At 66.8% G+C, this 16,654-nt stretch carries 16 protein-coding genes; 7 read left to right on the top strand and 9 right to left on the bottom strand.

Annotation, left to right across the window (positions count from 1 at the left end; genetic code table 11):
* The first annotated feature begins 32 nt into the window (after positions 1 to 32).
* Positions 33 to 1,850, top strand: coding sequence for a glycoside hydrolase family 15 protein (locus tag ACN9M2_RS06020; RefSeq protein ID WP_426287226.1), 1,818 nt, complete (start codon positions 33 to 35; stop codon positions 1,848 to 1,850).
* Here ACN9M2_RS06020 and ACN9M2_RS06025 read toward each other — a convergent pair.
* From ACN9M2_RS06025 to ACN9M2_RS06035, 3 genes are all read right to left on the bottom strand, one after another.
* A complete protein-coding gene (locus ACN9M2_RS06025; protein ID WP_426287228.1) occupies positions 1,847 to 3,037 on the bottom strand; it encodes a DUF1501 domain-containing protein in 1,191 nt (396 codons plus the stop codon). The two genes, ACN9M2_RS06020 and ACN9M2_RS06025, sit on opposite strands and share 4 nt — an antisense overlap.
* 8 nt (positions 3,038 to 3,045) lie before the next feature.
* Positions 3,046 to 4,554 carry a DUF1800 domain-containing protein gene (locus tag ACN9M2_RS06030; RefSeq protein WP_426287229.1) on the bottom strand — a complete coding sequence of 503 codons (1,509 nt, stop codon included), beginning with the start codon at positions 4,552 to 4,554 and terminating at the stop codon, positions 3,046 to 3,048.
* 89 nt (positions 4,555 to 4,643) lie between these two features.
* Positions 4,644 to 4,943, bottom strand: coding sequence for a hypothetical protein (locus ACN9M2_RS06035; RefSeq protein WP_371021978.1), 300 nt, complete (start codon positions 4,941 to 4,943; stop codon positions 4,644 to 4,646).
* A gap of 96 nt (positions 4,944 to 5,039) precedes the next feature.
* Here ACN9M2_RS06035 and ACN9M2_RS06040 point away from each other — a divergent pair, with 96 nt between their 5' ends.
* On the top strand, positions 5,040 to 5,636 hold the full coding sequence (locus tag ACN9M2_RS06040) for a class I SAM-dependent DNA methyltransferase (RefSeq protein ID WP_371021977.1): 597 nt from the start codon (positions 5,040 to 5,042) through the stop codon (positions 5,634 to 5,636).
* Here ACN9M2_RS06040 and ACN9M2_RS06045 read toward each other — a convergent pair.
* A complete protein-coding gene (locus ACN9M2_RS06045) occupies positions 5,633 to 6,400 on the bottom strand; it encodes a CPBP family intramembrane glutamic endopeptidase (RefSeq protein ID WP_426287230.1) in 768 nt (255 codons plus the stop codon). The genes ACN9M2_RS06040 and ACN9M2_RS06045 overlap by 4 nt on opposite strands.
* Positions 6,401 to 6,521: 121 nt before the next feature.
* On the opposite strand from ACN9M2_RS06045, the gene ACN9M2_RS06050 reads away from it, so the two are divergent.
* Positions 6,522 to 8,108, top strand: coding sequence for a TerC family protein (locus tag ACN9M2_RS06050; RefSeq protein ID WP_426287231.1), 1,587 nt, complete (start codon positions 6,522 to 6,524; stop codon positions 8,106 to 8,108).
* 17 nt (positions 8,109 to 8,125) lie between these two features.
* Here the strand turns inward: ACN9M2_RS06050 and ACN9M2_RS06055 are convergent, their stop codons facing one another.
* A complete protein-coding gene (locus tag ACN9M2_RS06055; protein ID WP_426287232.1) occupies positions 8,126 to 8,554 on the bottom strand; it encodes an MAPEG family protein in 429 nt (142 codons plus the stop codon).
* A 105-nt stretch (positions 8,555 to 8,659) separates the two neighbouring features.
* On the opposite strand from ACN9M2_RS06055, the gene ypfJ reads away from it, so the two are divergent.
* Both ypfJ and ACN9M2_RS06065 read left to right on the top strand, forming a co-directional pair.
* A complete protein-coding gene (gene ypfJ, locus ACN9M2_RS06060) occupies positions 8,660 to 9,529 on the top strand; it encodes a KPN_02809 family neutral zinc metallopeptidase (RefSeq protein WP_426287233.1) in 870 nt (289 codons plus the stop codon).
* A 3-nt stretch (positions 9,530 to 9,532) separates the two neighbouring features.
* Positions 9,533 to 9,877: a YkgJ family cysteine cluster protein gene (locus tag ACN9M2_RS06065; RefSeq protein ID WP_426287234.1), complete on the top strand. Its 345-nt coding sequence runs from the start codon at positions 9,533 to 9,535 to the stop codon at positions 9,875 to 9,877.
* Positions 9,878 to 10,437: 560 nt separating this feature from the next.
* Here ACN9M2_RS06065 and ACN9M2_RS06070 read toward each other — a convergent pair.
* A complete protein-coding gene (locus ACN9M2_RS06070; RefSeq protein ID WP_426287235.1) occupies positions 10,438 to 12,285 on the bottom strand; it encodes a DEAD/DEAH box helicase in 1,848 nt (615 codons plus the stop codon).
* Between the two features lie 146 nt (positions 12,286 to 12,431).
* On the opposite strand from ACN9M2_RS06070, the gene fghA reads away from it, so the two are divergent.
* Both fghA and rimJ read left to right on the top strand, forming a co-directional pair.
* Complete coding sequence (gene fghA / locus ACN9M2_RS06075) at positions 12,432 to 13,280, top strand: S-formylglutathione hydrolase (RefSeq protein ID WP_426287236.1); 849 nt, start codon at positions 12,432 to 12,434, stop codon at positions 13,278 to 13,280.
* Entirely contained in the window at positions 13,277 to 13,831 is a 555-nt protein-coding gene (gene rimJ / locus ACN9M2_RS06080) for a ribosomal protein S5-alanine N-acetyltransferase (protein WP_426287237.1), read from the top strand. Before fghA ends, rimJ begins: the two co-directional genes overlap by 4 nt.
* On the opposite strand, the gene ACN9M2_RS06085 is transcribed toward rimJ, so the two are convergent.
* The 3 genes from ACN9M2_RS06085 to ACN9M2_RS06095 form a co-directional block, all read right to left on the bottom strand.
* Positions 13,815 to 14,255: a hypothetical protein gene (locus ACN9M2_RS06085; RefSeq protein ID WP_426287238.1), complete on the bottom strand. Its 441-nt coding sequence runs from the start codon at positions 14,253 to 14,255 to the stop codon at positions 13,815 to 13,817. The genes rimJ and ACN9M2_RS06085 overlap by 17 nt on opposite strands.
* A gap of 85 nt (positions 14,256 to 14,340) precedes the next feature.
* Positions 14,341 to 15,723, bottom strand: coding sequence for a DEAD/DEAH box helicase (locus ACN9M2_RS06090; RefSeq protein WP_426287240.1), 1,383 nt, complete (start codon positions 15,721 to 15,723; stop codon positions 14,341 to 14,343).
* A 230-nt stretch (positions 15,724 to 15,953) separates the two neighbouring features.
* Positions 15,954 to 16,616 (bottom strand): class I SAM-dependent methyltransferase, encoded by a 663-nt coding sequence (locus ACN9M2_RS06095; RefSeq protein WP_426287241.1) that lies wholly within the window; start codon positions 16,614 to 16,616, stop codon positions 15,954 to 15,956.
* Positions 16,617 to 16,654 lie beyond the last annotated feature (38 nt).

A 16,654-nucleotide genomic window follows, 5' to 3' on the forward strand; every position in this document is an offset into this window, starting at 1 on the left:
CCTCCAGCCAGGGACGGCTTACGGAGATCGTTGTGCCAAATCGCGCGAACCCCAGGCCGGGGCGGACCATCGGTGAACACGGCGTCATCGGCAACCTGGACACCGCGGCGCTGGTCGCCATCGATGGCAGCATCGACTTCATGTGCTGGCCGCACCTGGACAGCCCGACGATCTTCGCCGCGCTGCTCGATCCGGAGAAGGGCGGCGAATTCTCGGTGACACCGGACCTCGAGGGCGCGCGCCGCATGCAGCTCTACGTCCCCGAGACCAACGTGCTGAGCACGCGCTGGATGTCCGCGCACGGCAGCGTCGAGCTGACCGACTTCATGCCCCATCCGGAGACCGGGGTGCGCGTTCCGCGCTGCGTGATCCGTCGCATCCGCGCATCGCGTGGCCGGATGCGCATCCGCGTATGCTGCCGGCCGCGCCTGGACTATGCGAAACGCGTGCCGGAAGTCGCGATGCATGGCGATACCGTGGTCTTCCGCGATGGAACCCATTCACTGCGCCTGGGTGCGAGCGTGCCGTTGCTGCCCGGTGACGGAGAGGCGGGCGCGGCGTTCGAACTGGAGCGGGGTGGCGAAGCCTGGTTCGTGCTGTGCGACGAGCCATATGACCCGCTCGATGCCGCGGAATGCTTTGCGGCCCTCGAAGCCACGGCCGATGCATGGCGACGATGGACACGCCGGTCGAACTACCGCGGACGTTGGCGCGAACGCGTGGACCGCTCCGCTCTGGTGTTGAAGCTACTTACGTCGCATGCGCACGGTTCGATCGCCGCGGCGGCCACGTTCGGCCTCCCCGAAGCCACGGGGGCCGGGCGCAACTGGGATTACCGCGCCACCTGGGTCCGTGATGCCTCGTTCACGGTCTACGCCTTCATGCGCCTGGGCTATGTGGACGAGGCGGAACAGTTCCGCCGATGGGCCGAGGACCGGATCATGGCGCTGGAGGAAGGAGCCGCCCTGCGCGTCATGTATGCGCTCGACGGCGAGGAGGCGATGGACGAGGGCGCGCTCGACCACCTCGCCGGTTATGCCGGCTCGCGTCCCGTGCGGATCGGCAACGGCGCGCGCGCGCAGACCCAGCTGGACATCTTCGGCGAGTTGTTGGACAGCATCTACCTGTCCAACAAGTATGGCTCCGCGATCAGCCACGCGGGCTGGGCGCATGTGCGGCGCCTGGTCGACCACGTGCGCGAACACTGGGGCGACGCCGACGAGGGTATCTGGGAGATTCGCGACGAGCCGCGCCATTTCCTGCATTCCCGCCTGATGTGCTGGGTAGCCCTGGACCGTGCGGTGCGTCTTGCCGGCAAGCGTTCGTTGCCCGGCCCGGTGATGGAATGGGCGGCCGAACGCGACCGCATAGCCGGGGATATCTGGGCGAATTTCCGTCATCCGGAACACGGCTATTTCGTCCAGGCTCGTGGTGGCGAGGACCTGGATGCCTCGCTGTTGATGATGCCCCTGGTCCGCTTCGTCTCGGCGACCGATCCGGTGTGGTTGAAGACGCTGGATGCGATCGGCGAGCAACTCACCGACGACGGACTGGTCTTTCGCTATCGCAACGCGGACGGGCTGGAAGGCGGCGAAGGCGCGTTCACCACGTGCACGTTCTGGTATGTGGAATGCCTTGCGCGCGCGGGGCGACTGCACGAGGCACGCGAAGTGATGGCGCGTGGCGTCCTCTATGCGAACCACCTCGGCCTTTTTTCAGAAGAGCTCAGCCTGCTCGGCGAGCCGCTGGGCAACTTCCCGCAGGCACTCACCCACCTGGCCTTCATCAGTGCCGCGTACTACCTCGACCGGCAGCTCTCGCATCCGGAAGGGCAGGTCTGGCAGCCCTAGACCAGTTGCAGGTCGCGCGCGCTGGCGCGGGGAAAGACCTTGGCGAGATCGGCATCGGACAGGCCATACATCCGCCGCATCAGCCCAGCGAGTACGTCGCGGTAATTGTTCAATACCGGATAGTCGCGGTTCTGCAGGAGGTTCGCCGCGTTCACGGCCACCTGCCGTCCGGCGATGCGGCCGCCGGCCACTTTTCCGCCCAGCACCCAATACGCCGTGCCATGACCGTGATCGGTGCCCTTGTTGCCATTCTCGCGGAAGGTACGTCCGAATTCCGATACGACGACCACCACGGTGTCGTTCCATTCCGCTTCGCCAAGACCGTCGGCGAAGGCGGCCAGGCCCTTGCCGAGGTTGTCCAGGTTGTTCGCCAGCTGGCCGGTCGCACCGCCCTGGTTGACGTGCGTGTCCCAGCCACCCACGTCGACGAAACCCAGCCGGAAGCGATCGCGCATCAGCGTGGCCATGCGCTGTCCTTGCTGGGCGAAGCCGCGCGCGTTCACCGCGCCCCGGCTGGCGGCGACCATTTCCGCCTGCAGGTCCTGGGCCACTTGCTGGCGCAACTCCAGACCCTCGGTGGCCGCGGATTGCAAGGACGTGCCCTGGTACATCCCGGCCAGGATCTTCGCCTGGCGATCGTCGAACACCGCCTTGCCGCCTCCCTTCAGGGAGATGTTGGGGACATCGCCCGCACCCCGGAATGTCAGCGGCAACGCGTCGGTGAACGCGATCGGCGGCACGCCCCGCAGCACGGCCGAGAGCCGGCCCATGAACCCGGAGCCATAGCTGCGTGCGTCGGAAGCCTCGCCCGCTTCGATGTCGTCCTGGGTCTCGAAGTGGCTGCGCGAAAGGTCGTCCGTACCGGCGAAGGGAATGAAGGCGAGCTGGCGCCTGCCCCACAGGGGACCCATCGAGTCGTTCAGTACCGGTGCAAGGCCCCAGTCCGCATCGAGGACGCGCACGGCGAGGGGATCGCCCGGCGCAGGTCGTGCCAGCGCGATGGTCGGACGTGCCTCGTGATAGAAGTCGCTCGAGTACGGCACCAGCAGGTTGTTCGAGTCGTAGCCTCCGCGCAGGAACACCAGCAGGAAGCGCGGCGACGAGGGTGGCGTCGCGAACACCTTGCCACCCAGGGTGAGTGCGGGGACGCCAGCGGCGAGGGCAAGAAGGAACTGACGGCGATCCATGGCGGGCCTCAGCGGTAGTTGAACTCGGGGGACGCGAGCAGGAAGGTGTTCCATTCCTGCTGCGACGTGGCTTGCGCCAGCGCATCGCGGGTCTTCGGGCCGAGCGTGGGTTCGATCGTCGCGTAGTAGGTTGGCGTGGTCAGTTGCGGGAATCCGCCGCGCGTGCGCTTGCCTTCCTCGTCCAGGTCGAACAGATGGTTCGCTCCGCTGCCGATGGCGCGTGCGATCTCGAAACGCTTCGCCACCTGTCCGGAACTGGACCATTCCGAATCCGCGATGGGCCATCCATCCGGCGTGATCCGGCCGAACGGCGCCTGGCCGAGCTGGCCGATCCAGTTCACCAGCGGACGAGGGTTCGGCACCGGCTTGCCGTCGTAGGCAAGCCGCATCGCCGAGACGAGGAACTGGGTCGGGTCCTTGTATCGCTTGCCGAGCGACGCGGTGAAGGCCTTCGATTCCAGCATCGTCTTCACGACGGCGGCGATGTCCCCGTCCGTCCGCCGGAACGTCCTGGCCATCGCCTTTACCAGTTCCGGCGGTGGATCGTCGGCGACGAAGTACTTCGCGAGCCGGGTGGAAACGAAGCTGGCGCAGGCGGGCTGGCTCACGATGAGGTCGACGGCCTTTTCCACCTCGTCGAAGCCGCCACCATGCAGCGTCGCCCCGAGCAGTTGCTTATCGCCGAAATCATGGCGGTTCGGATTGAACTCGAAGATGCCTTCATGCAGGTAGTACGGCTGCAGGGCGGGACGGATCTTGCGTGGCTGTCCGTCGAAGTCGACGCCCACGCCCGTGAGTACGCGGGCGAGGTTCTGCACATCCGCCTGCGTGTAGCCGCCGTCGACGCCGAGCGTATGCAGTTCCATCAGCTCGCGAGCATAGTTCTCGTTGATCTTGTCACGCGCGTTCTGCGCATTGTCGAGGTACTCCAGCATCGCCGGGCTTTTCAGCGTGGCCAGGACGAGATCGCGGAACTTGCCCAGGGCGTGGGGCCTGATCGTGTTCTGTGCATAGTCGGCCACCAGCCAGCGCACCCGCCCCTTGTCCTGGAAGACGCTGAAATGGTTCAGCCAGAACCATACGAGTTGCTCGCGCAGCTGGTTCTCGTCGTAGATCGCATGCAATAGCTCGCTGGCCTGCGCTTCCTGCGCATAGGCGTTGCCCTGCTTCTGCAAGGCCTTGCGGGCTTCCTGCTTCGCATCGCCATCGGGCATGTCGTTGATCTGGCGGTACTGGTCGCGCACCTGGGCGAGCAAGGTCGCGGAGGGCGTCTTCATCGCATCGAAGCCATCGATCTGCGCGCGTACGTCGGCAGGCAGCGCATCCTGCTTCGGGTGGAGCTGTTCATCGAGGAAGCGCCGCTTGCCGAGTTCGCGGAAGCGCGCCAGCGTGGCCGAGTCCGCGCTGAAGGTGACCCTGTCGAGCCACGCGATATCCTCGTTCGACACAGCGTCGTCACGTGCGGCTGCCGGCAGCGCGACGAGGGCGAGCAGGAAGGCGACGGCAAGGGGTCGCATGGCATTTCCGTGTCCGGCGGGTGGTCCACCTTAAACGGAGTGGATGGCGGAAGGTTTACTCCCGCCTGAGCGCGGGAACTTGCGAACGGCTAGATCTCGCTCTCGTCCGGCCCGATGAACTCGATCGCGGCCTCGCGCGAGCCGGCGGCTTCCTCGGCGACCTGGCGCACATGTTCGCCCACCTTGTCGTTGGGTACCTCGACCTCGAGGGTGTACGTGCGCGAGCTCATGTCGTCGGAGAGGTTCTGCGAACTGGAGTCGTCGCGGAAATCGCTCATGAAGTCGTCGATTTCCTCGACGCGCTCCACGCGGTCGACACCATGGATCGCGTTGGCCACGTCGTCGAAGATGTCACGGTCGCCGGTGATGCGGAGCAGGATACGGGGCATGGGGTCCTCCTGGATCGATACCTGGCGATGCTGCGGGGTGGCATGTATGCCGGAAGTGTACGCCCGGCTAACATGGATGTTTTGGATGGCCGTGCCATGCCCAAGACCTACGATCAGGCCTATTACGACAAGTGGTATCGCAGCGCGGGCCATGCCGTGCGCTCGCCCGCCGAGCTCCGGCGCAAGGTGGCGATGGTGCTGGGCCAGGCCGAGTTCTACCTGGGTCGCCCCGTGCGCAACGTGCTCGACATCGGTTGTGGCGAAGCTCCCTGGCGCGCCGCGCTGCGCCGGTTGCGGCCGGGCATCGAGTATCGCGGGCTCGAAGCCAGCGAGTACGCCGTGGCCCGCTACGGCCGCTCGCGCCAGATCGGGTATGCGCGCTTCGGCCAACTGGCCGAATTGCGCTTCGACACCCGCTTCGACCTGGTCGTCTGTACCGACGTGCTGCATTACCTCAAGCCCGCGGAAATCCGCGCGGGCCTCGTCGGCATCGGCGAGATGGTGGAGGGGTTGGCTTTCCTGGAGGTCTACACGCGCGAGGACGATCCCGGTGGCGATCGTGAAGGGTTCTTCGGCCGGCCTGCACGCTGGTACCGCGAGGCCTTCCGCGAGGTGGGCCTGATTCCCGTCGGCTCGCAGTGCTACGCCAGCCCGAGGCTGGAGCGCCACGTGGCCTCGCTGGAGCGCCTCTAGGTCGCGGAGAACCAGGCGATCGTCGCCAGCGCGTTGTTCGCGGCATGCGCGATGAACGCCGGCCATAGCGAACCGCTGCGCACACGGAGCCACGCGCAGAACAGGCCGACCAGGACCAGGTTGGGCACCGCGTACCAGAGCCAGTCGAGGTCGGGCAGGTGGACCATGCCGAAAACCAGGGCGGACAGGAGGATCGCCCAACCGTCACCCAGGCGGGTGCGCAGGATCGACAGCAGGGCGCCGCGAAACAGCAGTTCCTCCACAGCCGGCCCCGCCAGCACCGCCACCGGGAGCAGGGCGACGCGCATCCCCACGTGGGCCTTGTCGGCGATGTCGCTTACCGCCTGGGTCACCTCGCGGTCGCCAGCCAGGAACTGGGTCAGCAGGCCACCGAGGATCGGCGCCGCGATGCCCAGGGCGGTGCCCATGGCGACGAAGCGTCCGTCCGGTGGGGTGAAGCCGAGTCCCGCCGGTCCCGCGTCCGTGGCGTAGCGACCCCAGCGGCGAAGCAGGAGCCAGAAGATCAGCCCCGCCGAGCAGGCCAGGGTGAGGATCACCACGACGATCAGGCGGTCCGGCGCCTCGGGCACCCGATCCGGGAAATACCGGGCCAGTTGCATGGAGATGCCGCCGAACAGGCCGCCGAAGCCGATCTGCAGACCGAAATAGGCGGCGATGCAGAGGATCGTCTCGATGACGCCGGGTGTGCGTGGCGGCGCCTCGACGGACGCGGCGGAGGAGAGGGGTAGGTAATCGTGAGCCATGAGGCACCCTAGCCGACGGCCCTCGGGCTCGCAACGACGCTTCCGGCACAGTCCGTCATCTCGCCCCTGTATAGTTGACCGTCCCTGAAGGAGGAAGACGGGCGCCCTGACGCGCCGACCCATGTTTGCATTCGACTGGCTAGCCGACCCTTCGGCCTGGGCGGGACTCCTCACGTTGATCGTGCTGGAGATCGTTCTCGGCATCGACAACCTGGTGTTTGTCGCCATCCTCGCCGACAAGCTCCATGCCCGCCAACGCGACCACGCCCGCTTGCTCGGCCTGGGCCTGGCGCTGGTGATGCGCCTGTGCCTGCTCGCCGCCATGTCCTGGCTGGTGACGCTCACCCGGCCACTGTTCCAGTGGAATGGCTTCGGTCTTTCTTGGCGCGATCTCATCCTGCTGATCGGCGGCGCCTTCCTGCTGTTCAAGGCCACGCTCGAACTGCACGAGCGCCTGGAGGCCTCGGAGCACGACGAGGGCCGCAATGGACGCCGCGCCAGTTTCTGGCTGGTCGTGGCGCAGATCGTCGTCCTCGACGCGGTGTTCTCGCTCGATTCGGTGATCACCGCCGTCGGCATGGTGGATCACCTTTCCATCATGATGATCGGCGTGGTGGTCGCCATGGCCCTGATGATCACCGCGAGCAAGCCGCTCACGGTCTTCGTGAACGCGCGTCCGACGGTCGTGATCCTTTGCCTGTCGTTCCTGCTGATGATCGGTTTCAGCCTTATCGCGGAAGGCTTCGGTTTCCACATTCCCAAGGGTTACCTGTACGCCGCAATCGGCTTCTCGATCATGATCGAGGTGTTCAACCAGACGATGCGGCGTAACCGTCGGCGATCGCTGCTGGTCGGCGGCCGGATCATGCGCGACCGCACGGCGAAGGCCGTGCTGCGTCTGCTCGGTGGGGCGCCCGACGAGGAAGGCGAATCCAGCAAGGGCGGCAAGGGCGATGGCGTCACCGAAGTCGCCGAGACCGCCGTATTCGGCAAGGACGAACTGGAGATGGTGCAGGGCGTGCTGGATCTCTCCCAGCGGCCGGTGCGCTCGATCATGACGCCACGTACGGAGATCGTCTGGGTCGATCCGGGCGAAGATCTGCCGACGCTGCTGCGCGAGGCGCGTGAGTCGCCACATCACTGGATGCTGGTGGCCAACGGTGACCTCGACGAACTCGTCGGCGTGGTCTCGTCCCGCGACCTCCTGGCGAGCCTTGCGGACCATGGCCGATTCGATACCGAGACCGTGGTGCGCAAGCCGATCACGGTGTTGGAGTCACTGAGCGTGCTGCGCCTGATCGACGAGTTCCGCCGGGCTTCCCTGCAAGTGGCGCTCGTGGTGGACGAGTACGGCAGCATCCTGGGCCTGGTCACGCCGGCCGACGTGCTGGAGGTGATCGCGGGCGAATTTCCGGACGAGAACCGCGAGGGCGATCCCTCGGCGGTGAGCGAGCCGGACGGCGCCTGGTTGCTGGACGCCAGCCTCGACGTGCGTCGTGTGGAGCACCTGCTTGGCCATCGCCTGCCTGGTGCGGGCGACGGCAATTTCTCCACGCTCGCGGGCTTCGTCCTGCAGCGGCTGGGCCGCCTGCCCACGGCGGGTGACCGCTTCGAATCCGACGGACTCGAATTCGAGGTCACCGCGATGGAAGGCGCGCGCATCCAGCGCGTGCGCGTGCTGGCACTGGCGCGGGACGACGAGGACTAGCTCGCCCCTACGGCGGGTCAGGCTCCCGCCGCGTCCTCCATGGGCGTGGCGTTGTTTTCCATGATCGCCATGCCGATTCCGCCGGCGGCCATCAGCACGAGCACGGCCCAGGCGATCATCGAAACCAGGTAGCCTGGGCCACGGCGCGACGGATCGCGCAGGTAGGCGAGCGCATACCAGATCCGGCCCGCCAGCCAGACGAGCCCGGCGATCCCGGCCCAGAGCGGGTCCACGTACTGGGCGGCCAGCCACAGGGCCGGAATGAACATCACCGCGTTCTCGAGGGTGTTCATCTGCACGCGCCAGGCCCGCTCGAAGGCGGGGTCACCCGAGATCGACGGAGCCTTGATGCCATAACGTTCACGCGCGCGGCCTACCATCCACACGGTGGCGAACATCAGGAGCAAGGTGAGCAAGGTGACGACGGCGGGGAGCTGACTGGTCATGAAATGGTCCGGGGGGCGACATCAGCCGCGAAGTTTACTGGCAACGGTCCGTGCGATCATGCCGACCGCGTCTCGCTTGCGACGCATTCACGGGAGGGTGATGCCATGCTCTGGCAAAAAGGCCGTAGAAGCGACAATGTTGAAGACGCCGGCGAAGGCGGTGGTGGTGGTCCGTCTTTCGGCGGCAGGGGGCTGGGCATCGGCGGCATCGTTATCCTCGCCATCCTGGGACTGGTCTTCTTCAAGGACCCCACGGCCCTGCTCGGCCAGGGCGAACCAGGCGCGGCACCCACGCCGCAGACCCAGCAGGCCCCGCACCAGGCGGCCGCGAACGACCCGCAGGTGGATTTCGTGCGCGCCATCCTGGGCGAGACCGAAGACACCTGGGGCGAGATCTTCGCCGCCAATGGCCAGCAGTACGAACAGCCGAAGCTGGTGTTGTTCCGCAATGGCGTGCGTACCGCCTGCGGTTCGGCGTCCTCCGCGGTGGGCCCGTTCTATTGCCCGGGCGACCACCGCGTCTATCTCGATCTCGGTTTCTTCCAGGACATGCAGGCGCGCTTCCACGAAGCGGGGGATTTCGCTCGTGCCTATGTCATCGCGCATGAGGTCGGCCACCACGTGCAGAACCTGGTAGGGGTGTTCGACAAGGTAAGCGATGCGCGCCGTCGAGGCGCCCGGCTGGAGGGTGCCTCGGGTTTGTCCGTGCGCCAGGAATTGCAGGCGGATTGTTTCGCCGGCGTATGGGCCAATCATTCGCAGCAGCGCCAGCACTGGCTGCAGCCCGGCGACGTCGAATCGGCGATCAACGCGGCCACGGCGATCGGTGACGATGCCCTGCAGGAACAGTCGCAGGGCAGGGTCGTCCCCGATTCGTTCACTCACGGCACCTCCGCCCAGCGCGTGCGTTGGTTTCGCACGGGACTGGACAGTGGCGACATCGGCAAGTGCAACACGTTCTCCGGTTCGATCTGACCCATGACACATCCTTGCCTGCGCTGCGGCGCATGCTGTGCGACGTACCGCGTCGCCTTCCATTGGCTGGAAACCGACGTGGCCGGTGGCGTGACGCCGGCCACGTTGACGGAGCATCTCGATCCGCATCGTGTGGCGATGCACGGCACGAATGCTTACGAGCCGCGTTGCAAGTCGCTCGTGGGTGAGGTGGGAGTGGCCGCGCACTGCGGTGTCTACGCCATGCGTCCCTCGCCCTGCCATGAGCTGCAACCGGCATGGGAAAACGGCGAGCCGAGCCCCCAATGCGACAAGGCGCGCATCCGCCACGGCATGTCACCACTAACGCCAGCCGATTTCACGACCTAGGCCCCCGCCCTGGTGGCCACCCTAGTGGGGTCTTTGGTGGGAGCCGACCTTGTCGGCGATCCCGCGAAAGCGGGCCGGTACTTCGCGCTTCGTCCGGCTCGGCTTCGCCCTCGCATTTTGGGGTGTGGGGCCGGAGCCGTCGGCCGCCACCCTCGTCGCTCCGGTTCCACCGTCGCTCGGGAAAGGAGGCCGCTGCGCGGCTGTGCCTAATGGCTTGCGCCCCGTCGCGCCCGTCGCGCCGGGCGGGGTTTTCGATTCGGCCTCCGTGCCTCAGCGAAAACGGCCGGCCGTCCAGGCCGGCCCCCTGACGGGCCTTTTCGCCCGGCACTCCTCGGTTCCACAAGTCGCGTCGAGGGTGGCGGCCGACGGCTCTCTGCACACTGAGGTGTCGTGCACGAAGAGCAACGCTCGCCATCTGAACAGGCATCCGTCGCTCTGGTGGGAGCCGACTCTGTCGGCGATGGGTGCTTGCCTCGACCGGGCCCGCTGCCGCGGGATCGCCGACAGAGTCGGCTCCCACCAGAGCACAAAAAAAGGCCTCGTTTCCGAGGCCTTTTCGATCAGTAATCGCGCTTCTTGCGCGGTGGCTTGCCGCCACCGCTAGCACCCGGGCGGGCGCCCGAGGGGCGGAAACCACCGCTGCGCTGGGGTGGACGCGAGGCACCGCCGCCACCGCCGCTTTGCGGCGCTTCCTTGCCGTCCCACTCGGCGATCTTCAACTGCTGCTGGGCGACCCACACCTTCTTCAGGTGGTTGAAGGTCTCCGGCGGCATGCCGTCGGGGAGGTCGATCAGGCTGTAGTCGTCGCGGATGCTGACGCGGCCGATGAACTTCGCCTCCACGCCACCTTCGTTGGCGATCGCGCCGACGATGTTGCCCGGCTTCACGCCATGCTCGTGGCCGACCTCGATGCGATAGGTGCGCTTGCCGGCCTCGGTCACGTGCGGACGGGGCTGGCGCATGCCTTCGCGCACCGGACGGCGATCGTTGAAGTCGCCGCCATCGCGCGAGGGACGCTCACGCTCGTATTCGCGCGGCGGCCGTTCGGTGTATTCGCGCTTGGCCGGCGGTTCGAGCAGCAGCGGCTGGTCGCCCTGGGCGATGCGCGCCAGCGCGGCGGCGATCTCGATCGCCGGCACGTCGTGCTCCTGTTCGTACTTTTCCACCAACTGCTGGAAGAGACCGAGGTCGCCGGTGGCCAGCGTATCGGTGATGCGTTGGTTGAACTTGTTGACGCGGGTATCGTTCACCGCTTCGATCGTGGGCAACTGCATCTGCTCGATCGGCTGGCGGGTGGCGCGTTCGATCTGGCGGAGCAGGTTCTTCTCGCGCGGCGTGACGAAGAGGATCGCCTCGCCACTGCGGCCCGCGCGGCCGGTGCGGCCGATACGGTGCACGTACGACTCGGTGTCGTGCGGAATGTCGTAGTTCAGCACATGGCTGATGCGTTCCACATCGAGGCCGCGCGCGGCGACGTCGGTGGCGATCAGGATGTCGAGCTTGCCCGTCTTCAACTGGTCGATGACGCGCTCGCGCTGGGCCTGCGCGATGTCGCCGTTGATCGCCGCGGCGGCGAAACCGCGCGCCTGCAACTTGCTGGCGAGTTCCTCGGTGGCGGACTTGGTGCGCGCGAAGACGATCATCGCGTCGAAGCTTTCGGCCTCGAGGATGCGCGTGAGCGCGTCGAGCTTGTGCACGCCGCTGACCCACCAGTAACGCTGGCGGATATTCGCCGCGGTGGTGGTCTTGTTCTTGATCGTGACCTCGACCGGCTCTTTCAGGTAGGTCTGAGCGATGCGGCGGATCGGCGCCGGCATGGTTGCCGAGAACAGCGCCACCTGGCGGCTGGCGGGCGTGGCCTGGAGCAGCTTCTCGACATCGTCGATGAAGCCCATGCGGAGCATCTCGTCGGCCTCGTCGAGCACCATGAAGCGCAGGCCGGAGAGATCCAGCGTGCCCTTGTCGAGATGGTCGATGACGCGGCCGGGCGTGCCGACGATGACCTGGGCGCCGCGCTTGAGGCCCTGCAACTGCGGGCCGTAGCTCTGGCCGCCGTAGATCGGCAGTACCTGGAAGCCGGGCAGGTAGGTGGCGTACTTCTGGAACGCCTCGGCCACCTGGATGGCCAGTTCGCGCGTGGGAGCGAGCACCAGTGCCTGTGGCTTGTTGCCGGCCTTCAGGTCGATGCGCGACAGCACGGGCAGCGCGAAGGCCGCGGTCTTGCCGGTACCGGTCTGTGCCTGGCCGATGACATCGCGGCCTTCGAGCAGAGCCGGGATGGTGGCGGCCTGGATGGGGGAGGGGGTCTCGTAGCCGACCTCGGTCAGCGCACGCACGACGTTTGCGTCGAGCGCGAGCGCGCTGAAACCGGGCAGGGCCGGAGCGTTATTTGTATCGGGGGATGACATGGCGACCTCGAAAGGGGCGCGGCGGCGACATTCGGCGCCGGGCAGTAAACGTATTGTAGCAGCGATATGCGTGATTCGCCGTGAGTCGTGGCTGCCTGGCGTGACGGCGTTACACTCTTCGGTCAGCTTCAGTAAGGGACGGGCACATGACGGCGATCGAGACCCTGTCGGAACAGCGTTGCTTCGGCGGCGTTCAAGGCTTTTATTCGCATGTTTCGGACGCTTGCGGGGGAACCATGCGTTTCGCCGTCTACCTGCCACCGGCCGCGGAAAAGGGTCCCGTCCCGGTGCTCTGGTTCCTCGCCGGCCTCACCTGCACCGCCGAGACCTTCACCATCAAGGCCGGTGCGCAGCGCATGGCGGCGGAACAGGGGCTGGCCCTGGTGATGCCCGACACGAGCCCTCGCGATACCGGGTTGGCCGGCGCCACGGGGGATTGGGAGTTTGGCGAGGGCGCCGGGTTCTATCTCGACGCCATCGAGGCGCCGTGGAACGAGCGCTTCCGCATGTACAGCTACGTGGTGGACGAACTGCCACGCCTCGTATCCGGGCGGTTTCCGCTGGATATGCGGCGACAGGGCATTTTCGGCCATTCCATGGGTGGCCATGGCGCCTTGGTGGTTGCCCTGCGCAATCCCGGCCGCTACCGCTCGTTGTCCGCTTTCGCGCCGATCGTCGCTCCCGCCAGTGTCCCGTGGGGCCAGAAAGCCTTTCCCCGCTACCTCGGCGCGGATCGCACCAGCTGGGCGAGGTATGACGCCACCCGTCTGGTGGAGGAAGGCGCCCGTTTCGACGGCACGATCCTGGTGGACCAGGGCGAGGCCGATGGGTTCCTGCTCGATCAGTTGCAGCCGCAGCGTTTCGAGGCGGCCTGTGAAGAGGCCGGACAGGCGCTCGACCTGCGCATGCACCCGGGCTACGACCACGGTTACTACTTCATCCAGACCTTCATCGAGGATCACCTGCGCCACCACGCGAAAGCGTTGATCCCATGAGCGAACCGATAAGGATGCGCACGTCGCGCACGGTGATCCGGCTGCTCGACGTGGAGGAAGCGGAACTCCTGCAACGCTATCGCACGGAGAACCGTGACCATCTCGCGCCCTGGGAGCCCTTGCGCACGACATTGCATTATTCGCTGGAGGGGTGCCACCAGGCGATCGAGGCAGGCCTGGAGGCGGCGCGTGCCGACCGGGGCTACCCTTTCGCGGTGCTGTCGCCCGACGGTGGGGAAATGATCGCCAGCTTCACCTTCGCGAACGTGGTGCGCGGCGTGTTCCAGGCCTGTCACCTCGGCTACGGCATCGCACGGCGGCATGAAGGCAAGGGGCTGATGTACGAGGCCATCGATGCCGGCATCCGCTATGCCTTCGGCCCGCTGGATTTCCATCGCGTGATGGCGAACTACATGCCGCGCAACGACCGCAGTGGCCGGCTTCTCGAACGCCTGGGTTTCGAGAAGGAAGGTTATGCGAAGCGTTACCTGAAGATCGATGGCCTGTGGGAGGACCACGTCCTCACGGCGAAGATCAGAACGCAGGGCTGAGCGGCGAGGATTCACCGGACGCGGGCGTGTCGTGGCCCGCGCTGAACAACGCGCGCCATGCACCGCGTTCCTGCCAGGCGAGCAGAAGATAGACAGCCAGCACGAGCACGTGCGGACCCAGCGTATGGCCTTCAGTGACGAAGTGGTAACCGAAGATCGCCACCACGGGAGCGGCCAGCAGGAGCAGGGCGAGCGGCACCAGTCGCGCCGACATCAAGGCTACGCCGGCGTAGACGAAGACCACGCCCACCAGCGGCACCACGAAGCCACTGGCTTCCAATCCCGCCATGAACGCGCGGCCGGCACTGGTATGCGGTGCCGGAGGTTGCCAGAAAGCGAAGATGTGGTTGAGGCCGGAAAAGGTGAAAAGGGCGCCGAACGCCGTGCGCAACACGGCGACGCTGTAGCGATGGAATCGGGTCATGCGGAACTACCTGGATGGGGAAACCTGCCAGCACCCATGATCCGGATTGCCGCATGGGCGAACCATCGCCCATGCGGCTAGGCCATCAGGCCTTGTTCGTGGCGGGGCCACGACGCTGGCGACGGCGCTTGTGGCTGCCGGTGTTCTCGCCCGTACCCGCGGCCGAGTGGCCGTGCGGACGGTGTGCCGGCGGACGTCCGCCGCCGTTGCCGCCGCCCTGTCGGGACTGGCCACCGCTGCCGCCGGGACGGCCCTGGCCACCGCCGCTTTGCGAACGCGGCTGGCGTTGCTGCTGCTTCGGGCGCGGTGCGCCCGCATCCAGGCGCAAGGGCGTGCTCGGCTCGTAGCCAGGCACGTTGCTGATCGAGAGGTCCGTCTTCAGCAGGCGGCCGATGTCGCGCAGCAGGCCCGATTCGTCGTGGCTGACCAGCGAGATGGCCTGGCCTTCGGCACCGGCGCGGCCGGTACGGCCGATACGGTGCACGTAATCCTCGGCGACCATTGGCAGATCGAAGTTGATCACCACCGGCAGCTGGTCGATGTCGATGCCGCGAGCGGCGATATCGGTCGCGACCAGGACGGTGACACGGCCCGACTTGAAGTCGGACAGCGCACGCGTGCGCGCGTTCTGGCTCTTGTTGCCGTGGATCGCCGCGGCCTTGACGCCGGACTGTTCGAGGTGACGGACGAGCTTGTCCGCGCCGTGCTTGGTACGGCCGAAGACCAGCGTCTGGCGACGGCTGTCCTGCGAAAGGATGTGCAGCAGCAGGTCGCGCTTGGCGGCCGCATCCACCGGATGCACCACATGCGTCACGGTATTGGCGACGGTGTTCGCCGGCGTGGTCGAGATCTCGCGCGGATCGCGCATGAACTGCTGGGCGAGGGCCTTGATCTCGGGCGCGAACGTGGCCGAGAACAGCAGTGTCTGGCGCTGGCGCGGCACGGCGGCGAGGATGCGCTTGAGCGCCGGCAGGAAGCCCATGTCGAGCATGCGGTCGGCCTCGTCGAGGACGAGTACGTCGACCTTCGACAGATCGACCGAGCGCTGCTGCATGTGGTCGAGCAGGCGGCCCGGCGTGGCGACGACGATGTCGACGCCACGACGCAGGGCCTGTAACTGGTTGCCCATGCCGACACCGCCGAAGATCACAGTGCTGGAGAGGCGCACGTACTTGCCGTAGTCGCGCAGGTTTTCCTGCACCTGGGCGGCGAGTTCGCGGGTGGGCGTGAGAATGAGCGCACGGATCGGGCGACGGCCTTCGTTGCGCTCCTCGCGGGCGAGGCGCTGCAGCACGGGCAGGGCGAAAGCGGCGGTCTTGCCGGTGCCTGTCTGCGCGGCGGCCATGAGGTCGTGGCCGGCGAGGACTTCGGGAATGGCGGCGGCCTGGATGGGCGTGGGCTTTTCATAGCCTGCCTCGGACAACGCGCGCAGCAACGCGGGCGCAAGGCCCAGCGAATCGAAAGACATGGAGAAACTCCTGCGTGACCCGAGCGTTCCCTGGAACCGCGCTGCGAGTTATGGATTTGGCGGCCGCGAACCATGACGAAGACAGCAGGCTGGCCGGTGTCGTGCGCGCTTCCGGAGGTGGGGGAACGGGCGGGAAAAATCTCCACGCCGGGGGTCCGCAAGGGAGTCGGAGCGCAAGCACGACCCGCCCAGTATACCTTATTGCGGCGCACAATGGGTGGGTGGCCGGTTCAGGCCCGCCGGGACGCCGTCATCAGGTAGCTGTTGTATGGCGTCCGCCCGAACAGCGGCCGGAAGTCGACGCGTATCCCGCGCGGTTCGAGCACCCCGCGGATGTCGTCCTCGGTCGGAAAGTATTGCGCGCCGCCTGGAATCCAGCCGACCGCCTTGATGAACTTCTCTTCCCATACCGTGGCCCGATAGCGCCAGGAGCCGTCGCGGATGACATTGCGCAGGATCAGCACGCCGTCGTCCGCCAGGTGGTCGACGGCGAAGGCCAGCAGTTCGCCCTGGCGCTCCTGCGGCAGGTAATGCAGGACATCGAGCATGGCGACGTGGCCGCGCAAGGCTTGCGGCGTGGCCGCGTCGCCCTCGCACAGGGCGATCTCGCCGCCTAGCCCGGCCCGTTCCGCGGCGACGCGACCCATGGCGATCTTGCGGGCGTCGTGATCGAGGCCGACGTAGCCGTCGAGCGCATCGCACGCATGCAGGTAATGCCCGAGCAGGCCCAGGCCGCAGCCGATGTCGAGCAGGGGCAGGCGTTTTCCGGCGATGGCCCGTGCGGCGGCGGCGTACACGGGATCGGTGGCCGGCTTGCCGTGGATGTAGATCCGGTCGCCGCGGCGACTGAATCGGGAGGCGATGCGCTGCCTCGTCCGGCTGTCGGGGATCATGTGTGGTGGTCCATCCTTAGAGAGGGCCGCGTACGAAG

It is taken from the genome of Luteibacter sp. E-22 (genome assembly GCF_049913125.1).
GTDB lineage: Bacteria > Pseudomonadota > Gammaproteobacteria > Xanthomonadales > Rhodanobacteraceae > Luteibacter.